The organism is Neptuniibacter sp. QD29_5 (assembly GCF_047778125.1).
Taxonomy (GTDB): Bacteria; Pseudomonadota; Gammaproteobacteria; order Pseudomonadales; family Balneatricaceae; genus Neptuniibacter.
This window is the reverse complement of the sequence record NZ_CP180556.1, coordinates 1,318,027-1,333,151: the sequence shown is the minus strand read 5'-3', so window position 1 is coordinate 1,333,151 and position 15,125 is coordinate 1,318,027. Positions and strand designations below refer to the sequence as shown.

General features: G+C 42.5%; 16 protein-coding genes. 6 read left to right on the top strand and 10 right to left on the bottom strand.

Going from position 1 to position 15,125, the window contains the following annotated elements; genetic code table 11:
- The 3 genes from ACMXYR_RS06040 to ACMXYR_RS06030 all read right to left on the bottom strand — a co-directional run bounded on the left by ACMXYR_RS06040 (position 1) and on the right by ACMXYR_RS06030 (position 1,105).
- The gene (locus ACMXYR_RS06040) at positions 1–363 is read right to left on the bottom strand and encodes a response regulator (RefSeq protein WP_415881668.1); all 363 of its coding nucleotides are present in this window, start codon (positions 361–363) and stop codon (positions 1–3) included.
- Between the two features lie 32 nt (positions 364–395).
- A complete protein-coding gene (locus ACMXYR_RS06035; protein WP_415903294.1) occupies positions 396–680 on the bottom strand; it encodes an STAS domain-containing protein in 285 nt (94 codons plus the stop codon).
- Between the two features lie 218 nt (positions 681–898).
- The gene (locus ACMXYR_RS06030; RefSeq protein ID WP_415903293.1) at positions 899–1,105 is read right to left on the bottom strand and encodes a DUF1289 domain-containing protein; all 207 of its coding nucleotides are present in this window, start codon (positions 1,103–1,105) and stop codon (positions 899–901) included.
- Between the two features lie 236 nt (positions 1,106–1,341).
- On the opposite strand from ACMXYR_RS06030, the gene msrB reads away from it, so the two are divergent.
- The gene (msrB, locus tag ACMXYR_RS06025) at positions 1,342–2,484 is read left to right on the top strand and encodes a peptide-methionine (R)-S-oxide reductase MsrB (RefSeq protein ID WP_415903292.1); all 1,143 of its coding nucleotides are present in this window, start codon (positions 1,342–1,344) and stop codon (positions 2,482–2,484) included.
- Positions 2,485–2,556: 72 nt separating this feature from the next.
- On the opposite strand, the gene hisA is transcribed toward msrB, so the two are convergent.
- The 4 genes from hisA to ACMXYR_RS06005 all read right to left on the bottom strand — a co-directional run bounded on the left by hisA (position 2,557) and on the right by ACMXYR_RS06005 (position 7,053).
- Entirely contained in the window at positions 2,557–3,312 is a 756-nt protein-coding gene (gene hisA, locus ACMXYR_RS06020) for a phosphoribosylformimino-5-aminoimidazole carboxamide ribotide isomerase (protein ID WP_415903291.1), read from the bottom strand.
- 79 nt (positions 3,313–3,391) lie between these two features.
- Positions 3,392–4,531 carry a murein transglycosylase domain-containing protein gene (locus ACMXYR_RS06015; protein ID WP_415903290.1) on the bottom strand — a complete coding sequence of 380 codons (1,140 nt, stop codon included), beginning with the start codon at positions 4,529–4,531 and terminating at the stop codon, positions 3,392–3,394.
- Positions 4,532–4,648: 117 nt separating this feature from the next.
- Positions 4,649–5,350: a response regulator gene (locus ACMXYR_RS06010; protein WP_415903289.1), complete on the bottom strand. Its 702-nt coding sequence runs from the start codon at positions 5,348–5,350 to the stop codon at positions 4,649–4,651.
- Between the two features lie 83 nt (positions 5,351–5,433).
- Entirely contained in the window at positions 5,434–7,053 is a 1,620-nt protein-coding gene (locus ACMXYR_RS06005; RefSeq protein ID WP_415903288.1) for an ATP-binding protein, read from the bottom strand.
- Between the two features lie 191 nt (positions 7,054–7,244).
- Here ACMXYR_RS06005 and ACMXYR_RS06000 point away from each other — a divergent pair, with 191 nt between their 5' ends.
- The 5 genes from ACMXYR_RS06000 (at position 7,245) to ACMXYR_RS05980 (ending at position 12,371) form a co-directional block, all read left to right on the top strand.
- Positions 7,245–8,228, top strand: a complete 984-nt coding sequence (locus ACMXYR_RS06000) for a tripartite tricarboxylate transporter substrate binding protein (RefSeq protein ID WP_415903287.1) — start codon at positions 7,245–7,247, stop codon at positions 8,226–8,228.
- 155 nt (positions 8,229–8,383) lie between these two features.
- Positions 8,384–8,857 (top strand): tripartite tricarboxylate transporter TctB family protein, encoded by a 474-nt coding sequence (locus ACMXYR_RS05995; protein ID WP_415903286.1) that lies wholly within the window; start codon positions 8,384–8,386, stop codon positions 8,855–8,857.
- 4 nt (positions 8,858–8,861) lie between these two features.
- The gene (locus tag ACMXYR_RS05990; protein ID WP_415903285.1) at positions 8,862–10,412 is read left to right on the top strand and encodes a tripartite tricarboxylate transporter permease; all 1,551 of its coding nucleotides are present in this window, start codon (positions 8,862–8,864) and stop codon (positions 10,410–10,412) included.
- Positions 10,413–10,725: 313 nt separating this feature from the next.
- Positions 10,726–11,691 (top strand): porin, encoded by a 966-nt coding sequence (locus tag ACMXYR_RS05985; protein ID WP_415903284.1) that lies wholly within the window; start codon positions 10,726–10,728, stop codon positions 11,689–11,691.
- Positions 11,692–11,762: 71 nt separating this feature from the next.
- Positions 11,763–12,371: a DUF2057 family protein gene (locus tag ACMXYR_RS05980; protein WP_415903283.1), complete on the top strand. Its 609-nt coding sequence runs from the start codon at positions 11,763–11,765 to the stop codon at positions 12,369–12,371.
- Positions 12,372–12,596: 225 nt separating this feature from the next.
- Here ACMXYR_RS05980 and ACMXYR_RS05975 read toward each other — a convergent pair whose 3' ends face one another.
- The 3 genes from ACMXYR_RS05975 to ACMXYR_RS05965 all read right to left on the bottom strand — a co-directional run bounded on the left by ACMXYR_RS05975 (position 12,597) and on the right by ACMXYR_RS05965 (position 15,121).
- On the bottom strand, positions 12,597–13,085 hold the full coding sequence (locus ACMXYR_RS05975; RefSeq protein ID WP_415903282.1) for an STAS domain-containing protein: 489 nt from the start codon (positions 13,083–13,085) through the stop codon (positions 12,597–12,599).
- A gap of 2 nt (positions 13,086–13,087) precedes the next feature.
- Entirely contained in the window at positions 13,088–14,257 is a 1,170-nt protein-coding gene (locus tag ACMXYR_RS05970) for a PP2C family protein-serine/threonine phosphatase (RefSeq protein ID WP_415903281.1), read from the bottom strand.
- Between the two features lie 162 nt (positions 14,258–14,419).
- Positions 14,420–15,121 carry a VacJ family lipoprotein gene (locus ACMXYR_RS05965; RefSeq protein WP_415903280.1) on the bottom strand — a complete coding sequence of 234 codons (702 nt, stop codon included), beginning with the start codon at positions 15,119–15,121 and terminating at the stop codon, positions 14,420–14,422.
- Between the last annotated feature and the right edge of the window lie 4 nt (positions 15,122–15,125).

Here is a 15,125-nt window from a genome sequence, read left to right as displayed (position 1 = left end):
CTACCGTACGACACGCTTAATGGTGCTAAGAAGCTTCTCAGGGTTAAATGGCTTAACAAGCCAACCAGTTGCTCCTGCTCCTTTACCTCTTTGTTTCATTTCAGGGGAGCTTTCAGTAGTTAGAACTAAAATTGGCGTAAATTTAAAAGCAGGTAACTTACGCAATTCGGCACATAAAGTAATGCCATCCATAATCGGCATATTTACATCAGTTAAAACTAAATCAAAACGACCTGTCTGTGCCTTACCTAAAGCTTCCTGCCCATTAGCCGCCTCTACTACTTGGTAGCCTTCCTGTTTAAGGGTAAAGGTCACCATATTTCTTAGAGAAGCCGAATCATCAACAACTAAGATGCTAGCCATTTATAAAAATCTCCACATAAATCCTAGGCAGGTTAATTATTTTTTAACGATAGTATTTTTTCTAGCCCTAACTGACATGCAGTTTTCACTAGAGAATCTGAAGGGTTAATCCACTTTACCGCTTTTTGTAAAGTTTGAGCTTTCAAACAAAAAGCCGTTAACAGCTGTAATGCTGCAGTGTCTACTCGAGTGAGTTTTTCGCCATCTAAAACAATAGAATCAGCCGCGTTAAGATAGCTGCCTAACTTTTGCTGCCATTCAGTCACATTTGCAATAGATAGCTCTTCAGGCATTGCCAATACACTGTCAGCGTCCATTATAGATGTTCCTTATTTCTGTATGACTTACACAGTTATACCCCCTTAATACACTCTAATTTATAAGGGGTATAAAAAAGTATTTATAAAACTCGCCTAACTAGCCCAATATGTCAAAGGAAATTTCCTATAAAACGCTTAAATTTCAGCATATTGCTAAATAATCGTTACCATTGTTTATATATCAGACAATATTTATACAAAGATAGACTGATATATCAGCTAGTTAACCTGACAGCTGACAGCTGTGCTTTTCGACGATCTGTATTCTTCAGAATGCTAGAACGCTCAACTTCTGAGACTTTACTCCAGCGAAGAATTTCGTCTAAAGATCGATAACACCCTACGCAAATATCCTGATCATTAAGACAACAATTTCTTACGCAAGGTGATGCAATTTGAATTGGATTGGATTTAGAAAGCATAACTTCATTCCTTTGGCCAAACCGGCAACAAACATAACGAAAAACCATTACAAATTTATGTACCGGCATCTAGCTCCTATAGTAAATAGATGAGCGACACTCCACACTAAAAGCATAGCAAACTTTGATCATTCCGCGTTCTATCAGTCTCTAATAAGGGCTTTTAAATTTTAGGGAACCAATTCTTTCACAACCTCTCTAAATGGGCATTACCAGTATTAACAGGTTCTGTAGAAATGAAAAAAATATTTGCCATCTCAGCTATTTCTATACTTGGCATTGGTATCGCCACCCTATCAACCGGGAATGATCAACCAACGACTTCGACTTCAGCTGCACCCGCAACGAATCAAATAAACCAGCTTGCGATTGCAACCTTTGCAGGCGGATGCTTTTGGTGTACAGAATCAGATTTCGAAAAACTTGATGGCGTTGTTCAAGTCGTATCTGGATATAGCGGCGGAGAAAAAGCCAATCCGAACTACAAAGAAGTTTCAGCAGGCTTAACCAAACACACAGAAGCCATCCAGGTCTACTACAATCCGGATATCATCTCTTACGCCGGTCTACTCGAACATCTTTGGCGCGTTATGAACCCAACCGATGGTGATGGTCAATTTGTAGATAGAGGGAAGCAGTACCGTCCAGCCGTTTACTATCATAATGCAGCTCAAAAGCAGGCTATAGACCAGTCTGTTGATACACTAGTAAAGTCCGGCGTTTACGGTAAACCTTTAGAGACTGAAATTGCACCGTTTAAGAACTTCTACCCTGCCGAGGATTACCACCAAGATTATTATGCGAAAAACCCTCTGCGCTACAGCTACTACCGGAATGGTTCTGGTCGAGATCAGTTTTTAGACAAAGTATGGGGTAAAAACGCTAAACACGACTTATCCCAATACAAAGACCAAAGCTCAGACGCTGACTACCGCACCCAGCATTTTGTAAGACCTTCTGAACACTATTTAAAATCTAATCTAACCCCACTTCAGTACAAAGTAACTCAAGAAGATGGCACTGAAAGACCATTTGATAACGAGTATTGGGATGAAAAACGTGAAGGCATCTATGTAGATATCGTCAGTGGCGAACCGCTTTTTTCATCGACGGATAAGTACAAGTCTGGAACCGGCTGGCCGAGTTTTACTCAGCCGATCGAAGGGGTAGAAATTGTAGAAAAAGAGGACAATTCTTTCTTTATGAAACGAGTTGAAGTAAGAAGTTCACGTGCCGATTCCCATTTGGGTCATGTCTTTAATGATGGCCCTACCCCTACAGGTTTACGTTATTGCATAAACTCAGCTTCTCTTCGTTTCGTTCCTAAAGAGGAGCTAACAGCCCAAGGCTATGGGCAATTTGCACAGCTTTTTAAATAAAAGCATTCTTCCGATGAGCACAAACAAAAAAGGCAGCGTGATTCGCTGCCTTTTTCTTATCCTTGATTTACTTTATCGAGCATTCCACGCGATACACTCTTCTAAAGTGACGCCCTTACCGCCAAAGATATCTAAGGCGCTGCCGATGGTAAGATCGACATTACCTTGAGAAAGCTGATCCACCAGTTTTAGATCTTCTAGAGAACGCGCCCCACCGGCATAAGTTACAGGGATAGTGCACGCATTTCCTAAGAGTTTAACTAGCTTTTGGTCTATCCCACCCTGCAAGCCTTCAACGTCTGCAGCATGAATTAAGAATTCAGCACAATGCTCGCCTAATTCAGATAGGGTTTTCTCATCAACTGCCAGACTCGTTAACGTTTGCCAACGGTCTGTAGCTATATTCCAACCCGTTTCCGTACGACGACAACTAAGATCCAAAATAAGCTTTTCAGCGCCTGTTTCAGCTTTAATCTTTTCCAACCGATCCCAACTAAATTGGCCTTGATCGAACAGATAAGAAGTGACGATAACGTGAGACGCACCCGCTTCTAAAAACTCATTCGCATTTTCATTATTTACGCCACCACCAAACTGGAGGCCACCTTTCCAGGTTGAAAGCGCTAATAAAGCCTGCTCTTTGTTACCAGGCCCTAATGCGATCACATGACCGCCCGTCAGATTATGCTGCTGATAAAGTTCCGCATAATAAGCCGCATCATAAGGGCTTACATAGTTGGTATCAGCACCACTATCTTGCAAGCTACCACCAACAATTTGCTTAACCTGCCCTTGGTGCAGATCGATACATGGACGAAACTGTGTCACGCTATCTCCTGATCATCGAAGCTGAAAGGTGCTATTTTATAGAGCGAATTGCTTTAGGTATATGCCAATCATTTGATTCTTATACATAACGGCGCTTAGCATCAGTCACCTTTACCAAGTAACGCTGAGTTTCTAACGGCATCCGGCTTTGCAATCTCTGCCAAACGCTAGAAGAAGATGAACGATTTATCGTACTAATAGCTTGTCGGTGATCGCTAGAGAAACTTCGAAGAACATTACCCACACCACCGTTATAAGCAGCAATGATACAAAACTCTTTGCTCTGAGGATCTCTTACCTCAGCTAAATATCGCGTTTGTAAAATATGCAGATAAGCACACCCCATTCGGATATTATTTTCGACATTGAATAGGTAATTTCTGGAAGGCGTGCCCGCACGACCATAGATCTCTTTATAAGCATCCCGCCCAGCCGTTGTGGGAACAATCTGCATAAGACCATAAGCAGGGGCGTGACTGACTGCGAAAGGGTTAAAGTGACTCTCAGTCTCAATAATCGCATACACCAACGAGGGATTAAGGTTATATTGTCGAGAGTACTTATCCACCAATGCAGCGTAACGGTAACGTCTTTTCAAACGATGCTTTTCTATAAGTGGTAACTCAACAAAATACTCTGTTTTACTGACCCCATCAGTCATCTTAACTTGGCGTTTCTGCAGCGAATTTGCGATAAGGTATTTAGCATATCGCTCAGCACGCCACCCCCACCTTACTGATTGTCCTTCATGATCTAGGATTTGCTGATAAAGAAAAGGCTCTCCCCCCAAGGTAACTGGGGCATCCGAATAAAGGTCTACTAGGGTTGGATCTTCTGGCGATAACAACAAGGTAACTATCGCACTTTGCAGCTTGCTCTGATCTAAAGTTTCGACGCGAATTTGTCCTTTTTCGAAGTCTACGATTCCTCGACTCAGGTATTTATCGGTATATTTAACATAGGTCGTTGGCGTAGGCTGAAGGGCTTCATCCTCTCCCCATACGCTGCTGATCAGTTGAGAGAACTTTTTAATGTCATTAACCAAACCTTTAGGATTGGTCACCCAACCGGTCGCTTTGCTTTTAGCATGAGAGGTAAGTGCACCTTCAACACTTTGGCCTCTTGCTACACTGGTTGCGATTCGAAATGCATCATGAGTTGTACAACCAGCTAAACCTAGTGGAAGTAAGCCTAGTAAAAAGCGTCTGCGTGTGAGCATATAACCTCTAATCAGGGGGAATAAGGCAGAAAAATCTAATAAATAATTCTGCCTAACTTAGGTCTAGGACAGTAACCTAATCAGATCAACATGCGCAATGATCAGACCGTTAAACACTTATTTAATTTGGGTATATCTTCTCTCTGGACGCCCAACACTACCGTAGCTAACTTCAGCCATAAGTTCATTTGCACTCACTAAGAATTCTAGATAGCGCCTTGCCGTAGTTCGGCTAGCACCAATCTCTTCACCCACCTCTTCAGCATTCAGTGGAGTATTTACTGTACAAAATACATTTCGCACTTTATCCAAAGTAATACCATCAATGCCTTTAGGTAGGCGAACCTCCCCTGTAACAGTTGAAACGCTTGAATTTTGCCCACTCGATCTAGGCAAGAGTGTATCTACATCGCTTTGCGCCAATAATTCCATCGCTTGGAGCTTTTTCAGGTGGAGTTGATAGTTTTCGAGTGTTTCTTGTAGTCGGTCAAAAACCAGTGGTTTTAAAATATAATCGAAGACACCACCACGTAGAGCTTCCCGTAATGTTTCCACCTCTTTAGCAGCGGTAATTAAGATGACATCCGTTCCCTGATTACCTGAACGTAACTTCCTTAATAGATCCAAACCCGTACCTGTAGGAAACTGGATATCAAGTAATAAAAGCTCTGGCTGCAGAACCTCAACTAGGTCCTCAGCTTCTTCCAGTCCGTGGGCAATCCCAACTAACTCAAACCCAGAGATACGCTCTAAAAACCGTTTTTGTATCTCAGCTATTTGCTGATCATCTTCTGCAATAACAACCCGAATATCACTCATCTTTTTATACTTGTTAATTGAGTTTTATTTCACTGAGTATCAATTTTTCGCAATACTCATTTCTTAGAACCTACTAATAAGTCTCACTCCTGAGCTTTAGGGATATAGACAATAAACCGACTCCCCCCTTTTTCTCCTAGCTCACAAGTCACTGTGCCATTTAAATTACCTAAAAGCTGTTTAACTAGGTGCAACCCTATTCCGTGCCCATCTTTAGCTTTACTGGTATATCCTTTTTCAAAGATTTTTTCCTGATCCCCCTCTTTGATACCCGGACCTTGATCTTCAATTTCAAAAATCAGATCTGTACCCAGATCCAGCATACTGAGCAAAACTTCTCCGCCCAGACCGGCGTGCTCCCATGTTGCCTCTAATGCGTTATCGATTAAGTTACCAATAATGCTAACTAAGTGCTCTCTAGGAAGGTTTTCAGGAAGAGATAACATACGACTATCTGGGTCTATAACGAGATGTAATCCTATCTCTTTAGCTCGGTTATATTTGCCTAACAAGCACCCTGCCAACACCGGATCAGCGACTGACTCACGCAATAAAGTTATCAACTCTTGGTGGCTTTGCGCCTCTTGCCCAATAAGTGCTTGAGCTTCGTCAGTCGCACCTATCTGAATCAAACCGGCAATCGTATGCAGCTTATTAGAGTATTCGTGGGCTTGACTACGTAAGCTATCAGCATACTGTTGAATCCTTGTTAGTTTTTTACTCACCATCGCAAGCTCATCTTTACGCCTAAAACTAGATACCACTCCAGTGATCTGATCACCTTGTTTTAAAGGAAGACGGTTAGCAATAAGGTTATGACCATCAAGCCACACTTCCTCATCAAACTGAGGCTGACCTGTTTTGAGTACCTCAAGCATTGTGCTGTCCGGCAACACCTCAGATATATGCCGTCCGGTCAGTTCGGCATCATCCGCTAACCCCAAAGTTTCTACAGCAGTACGATTAAACGTCGTAATTTGTCCATCATTGTTGATCGCTATGATCCCTTCACGCACCGATTCTAATGTTGCTCTCTGCTCATCAAATAAACGGGCGATCTGCTCTGGTTCCAGTCCAAAAATGGCTTTCTTAAAATGATTAGCAAACCAAACAGCAATTAATGCACTCAATAAAAATGATGCCCCAATTACCGCAATCAATGTAAGTCGGTACTGTTCAATAATTTTTTCAACCTGATCAAGATGATAACCAACGGATACTAGGCCAATAACTTCGCCCTCATTGGAAAAAATAGGTGCTTTCCCTCGCATAGACCACCCCATGCTACCTAAAGCTTTTGAAAGATAGCCCTGACCAGCAACAAGCGCCGGTGCATTATCATCACCTTCATCATCAGACATTGGCCGACCAATTTTTTCTGTTCGTGGATGTGCTAAACGAACTCCCTGTTTATCTCCAATCACAACAAAGCGAGCTTGAGTTTCTTCTGCCAATCGTAAACTTAAAGGCTGCAAATATTGGCTATCTCCTCTTTGCACTGCGTCGATTATCTGCGGAGCAACGGCAATCGTTTTCGCTACATCTAACGCTCTTTGGCCAATCTGCTCATCTAACGATTTATGTAAGTAATGGATAGCAAAAACACCGATAAACCCTGTCTGTACGAGCGCCATTAACCCCAATATCAGGATCATACGGCTCTTTAGCTTTAATCGGCTCAGTACTTTTATATCCAAACTCATTTAGTAGGCTCGTCAAATATTCCATTCATTAGATACTCTAAAGCTTAGCTAAGCTCGACTAAAAAGCCCCGTAAACATTATGAACAAAATGATTTTTAAGGTTTAAAAAGCCTTTAATTTCATAAGCTTCATTTGCCGAATAAACCTCACTACTTTGTAGGCATCACAAAAATAAATACGAGGTGATCTCGATGTTCGGTAAAGTTAAAAACAAAAAAACTCTGATGGCGGCCGTATTAACTACATGCATGACCGCAGGTGTTTCCTATCAAGCTCAAGCAATGGAAAGCATTCACTTTCTAATCCCAGGTGGCGCAGGCGGTGGCTGGGATTCAACAGCCCGCGGCACAGGTGAAGCGCTATCTAAAGCAGGTATTGTTGATACTATTTCCTACGAAAACATGTCTGGCGGCGGCGGTGGTAAAGCCATTGCTCATTTGATCGAGACAGCTGAACAGAAGCAAGACACCTTGATGGTGAACTCGACACCTATCGTAATTCGTTCACTATCTAAAGTATTCCCACAATCATTCCGTGACCTAACACCAATCGCTGCAACTATCGGTGATTACGGTGCCTTTGTAGTTAAGAAAGATTCAAAATACACCGATTTCAAACAAGTGGTTGCTGACTACAAAGCCAACCCGCGCTCTATCAAAATTGCAGGCGGTTCCGCTCGTGGCAGCATGGACCATTTAGTTGCTGCAATGGCATTTAAAGCAACAGGCGGTGATGCACGTCAAGTTCGCTATGTTGCTTACGATGCAGGTGGTAAAGCAATGGCCGGCCTTCTTTCTGGAGAAACACAACTTCTATCAACAGGTTTCAGTGAAGCGCTTGCCCTAGCTGAAGCAGGCGAAGTACGCATTCTGGTCATGACGGGTAGCGAACGAAATGAAGCTGCGCCAGACGTCCCAACCCTAAAAGAGCTTGGCTATGACACTACATTTGTTAACTGGCGTGGTTTCTTCGCAGCACCAGGCACAAGCAAAGCGCAACAAGCTGAGTTTATTGAATCTCTAGAAAAAATGTACGACACACCTGAGTGGGAAACTGTCCGTTCACGTAATGGCTGGACAGAGATTTTCAAACCAGGCCCTGAATTTATCTCATTCCTGGAAACTCAGGAAAAAGAAGTTGGCGCCCTAATGCGCGAACTTGGATTCCTTAAGTAACTCTTAAGTAACACGTTTTCATTTCGCAGCAATATCCCTGACTTCGATTAAGTCAGGCCTTCTTTACCGAGGGCTTTGCCCTTTGGCCTCTGTCGACTGGCCCTCGGTTTTTTTAAATAGACAGTTATGGCCTTTGCCATAGCAGGAGGATCCTCATGACCTTATGCAAAGATCATATTGGTGGTCTGGTATTTCTCAGTTTATCTGTAGCTTACGGCTACTATGCAACTCAGATCCCTTTACTGCCTGGTGATGAATTCGAACCGTTCCACGCACAAACAATTCCTAATGCTTTGGCAATAGTAGGTGGCGTACTCTCCATCTTACTGCTGGCTACAACCAAATCTAGCAATGACCAAAAGTTAGTTCTTAAAGGGTATGACTTCCCATTAGTAATCAAGCTATTACTGCTCGTTGTACTTTTTGCGTTAGCACTTGAATGGCTAGGTTTCTTAATTTCTACCATTTTCTTTTTAGTCGGTGGTTACTGGCTATTAGGCGAAAGAAGACCCAAGACCCTATTTATTGCATCAGTGCCTTTTGCCATTTTTCTATGGTTTGCACTAACACAACTACTCGATATTTATCTGGCTCCAGGTAAAGCGTTAACTATAATTTTTGGAGGCTGATCTCATGTTAGACGGAATTATTACCGGCCTTACCACTGCGGTGATGCCTTTTAACCTATTGATGGTCGTTGTAGGCTGCTTTGCAGGCACGTTTATCGGGATGTTACCAGGCTTAGGCCCTATTTCAGCAGTAGCCCTGATGATCCCAATCACTTACGGACTAGACCCATCTTCTGGCATTATTTTGATGGCCGGAGTTTATTACGGTGCAGTCTTTGGTGGCTCAACTTCATCGATTTTGATCAACGCTCCTGGCTGTGCGAGTACAGTTGTAACCTCTTTTGACGGTTACCCACTTGCTCAACAAAAGCAGGCTGGTAAAGCTTTAGCGCTTGCAGCATATTCATCATTTACAGGCGGCACCATCGGTGCACTGGTACTGCTATTTGCAGCACCTGCATTAGCCTCTGTTTCGTTGAGTTTCCAATCAAGCGATTACTTTGCCCTGATGATTCTTGGTTTAACTGCTGTAGCGGCATTCTCTGGTAAAGGCCAAGTAATCAAAGCTCTAATCATGACCGTATTAGGCTTGATGATCGCTACTGTAGGTACAGATGTTACATCAGGCACAACCCGATTTACGTTTGGCAGCGTCGATTTGATCGATGGTATCAGCTTCTTACTTTTAGCTATGGCAACCTTTGCTTTAACTGAGGTAGTTATGACTGTGCTTAAGGGACAGCATAACGAGAAAGAAGCACCTATGGATATGAGCCAACTAGGCAGCATGAAGCTAAGCAAAGAAGAAGTTAAACACGTAGCCCCTACCGTTGGTCGTTCCTCCTTTTTTGGTTTCCTCATTGGAATCCTTCCGGGAGCAGGTGCAACCATCGCGTCTTTCCTTGCTTATGGTCTGGAACGCAACCTTGCTTCAGCAAAAGAGAAGCTAAAATTTGGTAAGGGCGCTTTACGTGGCTTGGCAGCACCGGAATCTGCAAACAATGCAGCATCTACAGGTTCATTCGTACCACTTTTGACGCTGGGTATTCCTGGTTCAGGTACAACTGCAATTATGCTTGGGGCATTAATTGCTTACGGTATTCAGCCCGGCCCTCGTTTATTTCTAGATAATCCGGATGTGTTTTGGTCTGTCATCATTTCGATGTACTTTGGTAACTTGGTACTGCTGATTCTTAATCTGCCGTTGATTCCATACATCTCTCGACTGCTAGTTATCCCTAGACCAATCTTGATTCCGTTGATCCTTTTCTTCTCGATCACTGGCGTCTATCTCGTGAGCTTTAACAGCTTTGATATTCACATGATGGCGATCATTACGGTTATAGCCATATTCCTAAAACTGCTTGAGTTTCCTATGGCCCCTATGCTGCTTGGCTTTATCTTAGGCGGTTTGATGGAAAACAACTTAAGCCGCGCTTTAACGATCTCTGACGGCAGCTTTGCCTTCCTTTGGGAGCGCCCACTGACACTGAGTATCGTCATTACAGCAGTTGTAATTCTAGTTCTGCCTCCAATCATCGAAGCTTGGAGAAAGAGAACTAATTCCAGCAAGACCCCAGGTTGCGAAGCTGCGATCTCTGAGGGTGAAGGCTAGCCCTACCCAAAATTCAATATAAGCAGGAATTTACAAGTCAGGCTGTAAATTCCCGCAATCCAATCTTAATCAACTTCAACTAATCCATAGGAGGAATAGCGGATAACTGTGTCTGCAAACCCCAAACTGAATGCCATTTTGCAGCACGATTTTAACATTTTAAAACTCTAAGTCGGCTATTGAGCACTTAGGATTTCACAACTGATGTCCCAGTTGCCCCGAGTCAAATAGTCACTTACTGAAATACAAAGCTTCCCTCTGTGCTCGACACAAATCTGAGCGAGAGGTTCTAAAAAATACAAAAGAGGCAAACATGAAAAAACTAGCTTTATCTGTAGCTATTACTGCAACACTCGCTACCAGCACGTCCATGGCAGCAACGATTTACAGTGCTGACGGCTTAACTTATAAGCTTAAAGGCGATTGGCAGCTTCAATTACGGGACGACTACAAAAAAGCCAATGATTTTGACGTAGAGTTTGATGATTTAGAGCTTAAGAACACAATTATTTACGATCTAGGCAACGATCTTAAAGCCTTCGGCCAACTAGATTTCTCTTTTAACGGTTCGGCCGATGATTCCAGTGCAAGCGATAGCAAATTGGAAGAAGCTTACCTAGGCCTGCAATACAGCAATTTAAAGTTGAAAGTGGGTAAAACCAATACGGCCGGTGACGAGTTTGGTGTGGAAGCGGCTTATGAAACGATCCTTGATGAAGATCAGTTTGATGTCGTTAAAAGCTCAGGCGACGATCTTATCCGCCTAGAAGCAAGCTTTGATAACGCCACTGTAGTTATGTCCCATGAAATAGCATCAGACGGCAATGCCAGCGAAGATGGTGAAGCGACTGATCTGTTTGTTAGCACTAAACTTTCTCAACTATCTCTAGCAGCGGCATACCAAACTCATCAAGCTAGCGGCTCGACTCATTCAGATGATACTTGGGGTGTTAGTGCCAAATTCGATGCTGGTTTTGCAACCTTTGGAACGGATTTCAGTTCTACTGACTATGGCAACCCAGCGACAGCTGATGCAGATATCAGTAACTTGGTCGCTTTTTTCCAGCCTCTAGACACTACTCGAGTAGCGCTAGGTTACGTGAATGTAGATTCTGATGCAGACAACCAAGACGCGAGCTCTTGGTACACTAACGTGACATATAAATTCCCGTCACAGAAGAACGTATCAGTCTTCGCCGAAGTAGCTAAAGCAAGTTTTGACGATGCTAGCGTAGATTCTGAAATCGACGTTCTTGCAGGCATGCAAATCAAGTTTTAATGGCTAATCGGTGGCTCAATAGGTCCTCCCCTTCAAGCCTATTGAGCCATTCTTACCTTCTGGAGTACCTCATGAAAAACCTAGCTTTGCTTGTAACACTGATTTCAGCACCCCACGTAATGGCAGATAATCAACTACTGTTGGGAGAAGGCATTAAAGTTCACGCGGTTAACGGCAGCGAAAAGGTTTCCTCTTTTTTTACCAACAATCGATCTTTAAACCTACCCGATGGAAATAACCAACTTCTTGTTTCTTACACGGCAGAGATAAAAAATGGCAGTGATTATGAGTTAGAGCAAAGCCACCCAAGTGTTCTTTTATTCAGTGCAAAGAAACAATCGCTCACACTCAAAACACCTGAGATCAAAACTACAAGGCAGTTAGAGCATTTCAACCGCAAGCTTAATTGGAAACTTGAAAACGCCCAAAAGCCAATTCACTATAAAGCAGCACTACTGCCACTGAAAGGCTTCCGTCTAGGTATAGATTTTGAGAGAGAGCTGGCTGGTTTTAATAGATCAAACAATATTGCTAGCCAGCAGGTAACAGCCATTGAAACCCCAGCTGTTTTGAAAGGAGACAGAGTGACGGATGAACATATGAAGTTAATTATGTTGAAAAGCTTATATCAACAAGCCTCTCCTGAAACTCAAAGAGCCTTTAAAAGCTTTATCCAATAATTGTGGCAAGGTTTTTGTCTATCTGCACAATTTATTCTAAAAACAGCTTGACAAAAACCATCCGAAATAAATACCAACCTACTGAAAAATAAAGACTTTACTACCTGTATCATTTTCAAGCAATTTGCTGAAATACCAAGTTTGACGGGGCCTATAGCCACTTAACCATAAAAAACTAACAAAGTTATCCACAGAAGCTGTTTATAACTCACCTAGTGAAACAGATTAATCTTTAACAGATTCGAGTGTATTGACGAGATCTTGGAAAGCCTCTCTATTTGCTTCGTTAAGGTCCATAAGAATGCGGTGCGCAGCAATAATCCTATCTTGCATTTCGGCAACCGATTCCTGTACAAGCGGGAGCTCCTTAAGATCTTCTACACAAGGCGGGAGTTCTTCTAGCAGAACAAAAATATGATCGAAACCCATGGTGTATAGGATTCTTGTAATATCTGAATTAGTAGATATAAGGGCAGGCTTGTCCATTCCTCCCTGCTCAGCCTTAATAGCTAATTTTGCAATCAACCCCAAAGAAGTGCTATCAATCCCCTCAGCCTGAGTCAGGTCGATCAAAATCTCTGTAACTTGAGGATCAGCCAAAGACCGCTCTAAATGGCAATCTAAAGTTGCACATAAGGTCAGTCGAACATCTCCAACAAACTTGAGGACAAATCGCCCTTCAACCAAGGCTGAATATATTAAACCTTCTTGCATGATTACTGCCTGCAAATCGTCATAATTGCGATATCATCCGGTGCTGCATCCATAGTATTTGGAAGTAAAGCATCTCTGATACTATTCGGCCCCTCACCTTTAGTGCCAGAAACAGCATCAATAAGGCGTTGTTCTTTTGCCTCCATATTAGGCCCTTCCAACACCTCAAATATACCATCTGAAAATAAGGTGATCTCAAACTCAGCATGTAACTGAAGTTTTCGTTCATCATAAATGGGCTCATGAAATAGACCCACAGGCATACCTCGCCCTTCTAAGAATCGACAACCATCTCTATCATGCAATATAGGCATAGGATGATGCCCACCCACTGCATAGCTTAAGGTCGCCTCAGCTTCATTATATAAGCCTATAAACATGCTTAAGTGTTTACCCAAACCTGTATCAAGCAACTCGATATTAATCCGGTTCAATACTTCCTTTGGCGATAAAATATCAAAGCTAGATTGTCGTCGATAGTTCCTTAGCAATCGGTTAGTCATATTCTTGAGCAAAACGGTCACAAGCGCAGAAGAAGCCCCATGACCTGAAACATCAGCCAGATAGAATAGGGTTAAATTATCATCAACTTTAACCGCTTCAACAAAATCACCACTTAGATACAATGAGGGTATTAACAGATACCGCGCTCGAACAGCGCCTAGCTGAACATCCGTTGCAGGCAGCATATTCTTTTGTATCTGGTGAGCAGCCTGCTGGTCTGCCTTAAGCTCCGCCAAGCTTTTTTCTAACTCTTCACGGTAATGCAAATTTTGCTCAATCAATTCTGCCTGATTTAACAGAGATTTAATTGCTACCGAGAACGCAGCACCTTGCTCACCAATTTCAGACTGCAAAAATACATTGCTAGCCCCCTTCCTCAACGCTGTCATCACCTGATTCCCCTCACTATCAGGTAATAACGCAAGGATTGGTTTCGGGGTTTGTGAAGTCGCTAAATGCTGAAGATCAACCAACTTTAATCGCTCACTCACACCCACAATCACCAAAGAGAAACTGCGCTCTTCTAATAATTCTAATGCGTAATCACTACTAAAAGCTGTAGAAATTTTTACAGGCGGAAGGTCTAGCTGATTGCAGGCGTCGACGATCGAATCAATTGCTTCTGCAACATGATCGACCAATAGAATGGTTTGGTATGCTTGCCTCATATATCAGGCCTTGAAGTTTAGGCTAGGATCCATGAGAAACCACGTTAAATCTAGATGACTTAACTTGCAATATGTTTTTAGTAACAGAGAGCACAACTTACAAAAAAGCCCCAATTACATCCGAGATAATTGAGGCTTTCATCCATCATTTATACTTCTAGATTAGAAGTTATTATCATCATAGTTTTCAACATCGCCATCAGCAATATCAAAAGCACGTTTTTGCAAATAAGCATCACGAATGAAGATATATTTATCACCAGAAATTAACTTTTCTGTTTCTAGCAATTGAGCTCGTGTATCAATAACTCGAGTTACATAAAGCGCATTACGGGTAGCTGTGTCATCTACATGATATACAGGATCTGTTAGCGTATCCGGAAATTTACCAATCCCATCACGAACCGTCATTGGACCAAAGAAAGGCACAACTAGGTAAGGACCACTACCAGCCCCCCAATAACCCAATGTTTGACCAAAATCTTCATCATGTTTTTCAATACCCATTGGGGTAGCAACATCAATAAGGCCTGCCAAACCAAAAGTAGAGTTAAACGCTACTCGAGCAAAATCTTGGGTAGCATTATCAAACTTTCCTTGAAGCAGATTATTAAAAAACGTACCTACATCAGCCAAGTTTTCGAAAAAGTTATTTACACCAGTTGCAGCTACATCAGGCATAACCACCTTATAACCTTTGGTTACTGGTTTTAGGGCATAAGTATCTAAACCATCATTGAAACTAAACATAGCCCGGTTAAAACCTTCCCAAGGGTCTACATTGTCCTCTTCCGCCATAACTGGCTGCGTTAATGCCATAGAAACAGCACCTGCCGCTAATAAACTGCGAAATTTGGCTTTCATTCAG

Coding starts and splice junctions, on each gene's coding strand:
- ACMXYR_RS06040 (WP_415881668.1), bottom strand. CDS start 363: ATGGCTAGCATCTTAGTTGTTGATGATTCGGCTTCTCTAAGAAATATG.
- ACMXYR_RS06035 (WP_415903294.1), bottom strand. CDS start 680: ATGGACGCTGACAGTGTATTGGCAATGCCTGAAGAGCTATCTATTGCA.
- ACMXYR_RS06030 (WP_415903293.1), bottom strand. CDS start 1,105: ATGCTTTCTAAATCCAATCCAATTCAAATTGCATCACCTTGCGTAAGA.
- msrB (WP_415903292.1), top strand. CDS start 1,342: ATGAAAAAAATATTTGCCATCTCAGCTATTTCTATACTTGGCATTGGT.
- ACMXYR_RS06015 (WP_415903290.1), bottom strand. CDS start 4,531: ATGCTCACACGCAGACGCTTTTTACTAGGCTTACTTCCACTAGGTTTA.
- ACMXYR_RS06010 (WP_415903289.1), bottom strand. CDS start 5,350: ATGAGTGATATTCGGGTTGTTATTGCAGAAGATGATCAGCAAATAGCT.
- ACMXYR_RS06005 (WP_415903288.1), bottom strand. CDS start 7,053: ATGAGTTTGGATATAAAAGTACTGAGCCGATTAAAGCTAAAGAGCCGT.
- ACMXYR_RS06000 (WP_415903287.1), top strand. CDS start 7,245: ATGTTCGGTAAAGTTAAAAACAAAAAAACTCTGATGGCGGCCGTATTA.
- ACMXYR_RS05995 (WP_415903286.1), top strand. CDS start 8,384: ATGACCTTATGCAAAGATCATATTGGTGGTCTGGTATTTCTCAGTTTA.
- ACMXYR_RS05990 (WP_415903285.1), top strand. CDS start 8,862: ATGTTAGACGGAATTATTACCGGCCTTACCACTGCGGTGATGCCTTTT.
- ACMXYR_RS05985 (WP_415903284.1), top strand. CDS start 10,726: ATGAAAAAACTAGCTTTATCTGTAGCTATTACTGCAACACTCGCTACC.
- ACMXYR_RS05980 (WP_415903283.1), top strand. CDS start 11,763: ATGAAAAACCTAGCTTTGCTTGTAACACTGATTTCAGCACCCCACGTA.
- ACMXYR_RS05975 (WP_415903282.1), bottom strand. CDS start 13,085: ATGCAAGAAGGTTTAATATATTCAGCCTTGGTTGAAGGGCGATTTGTC.
- ACMXYR_RS05970 (WP_415903281.1), bottom strand. CDS start 14,257: ATGAGGCAAGCATACCAAACCATTCTATTGGTCGATCATGTTGCAGAA.
- ACMXYR_RS05965 (WP_415903280.1), bottom strand. CDS start 15,121: ATGAAAGCCAAATTTCGCAGTTTATTAGCGGCAGGTGCTGTTTCTATG.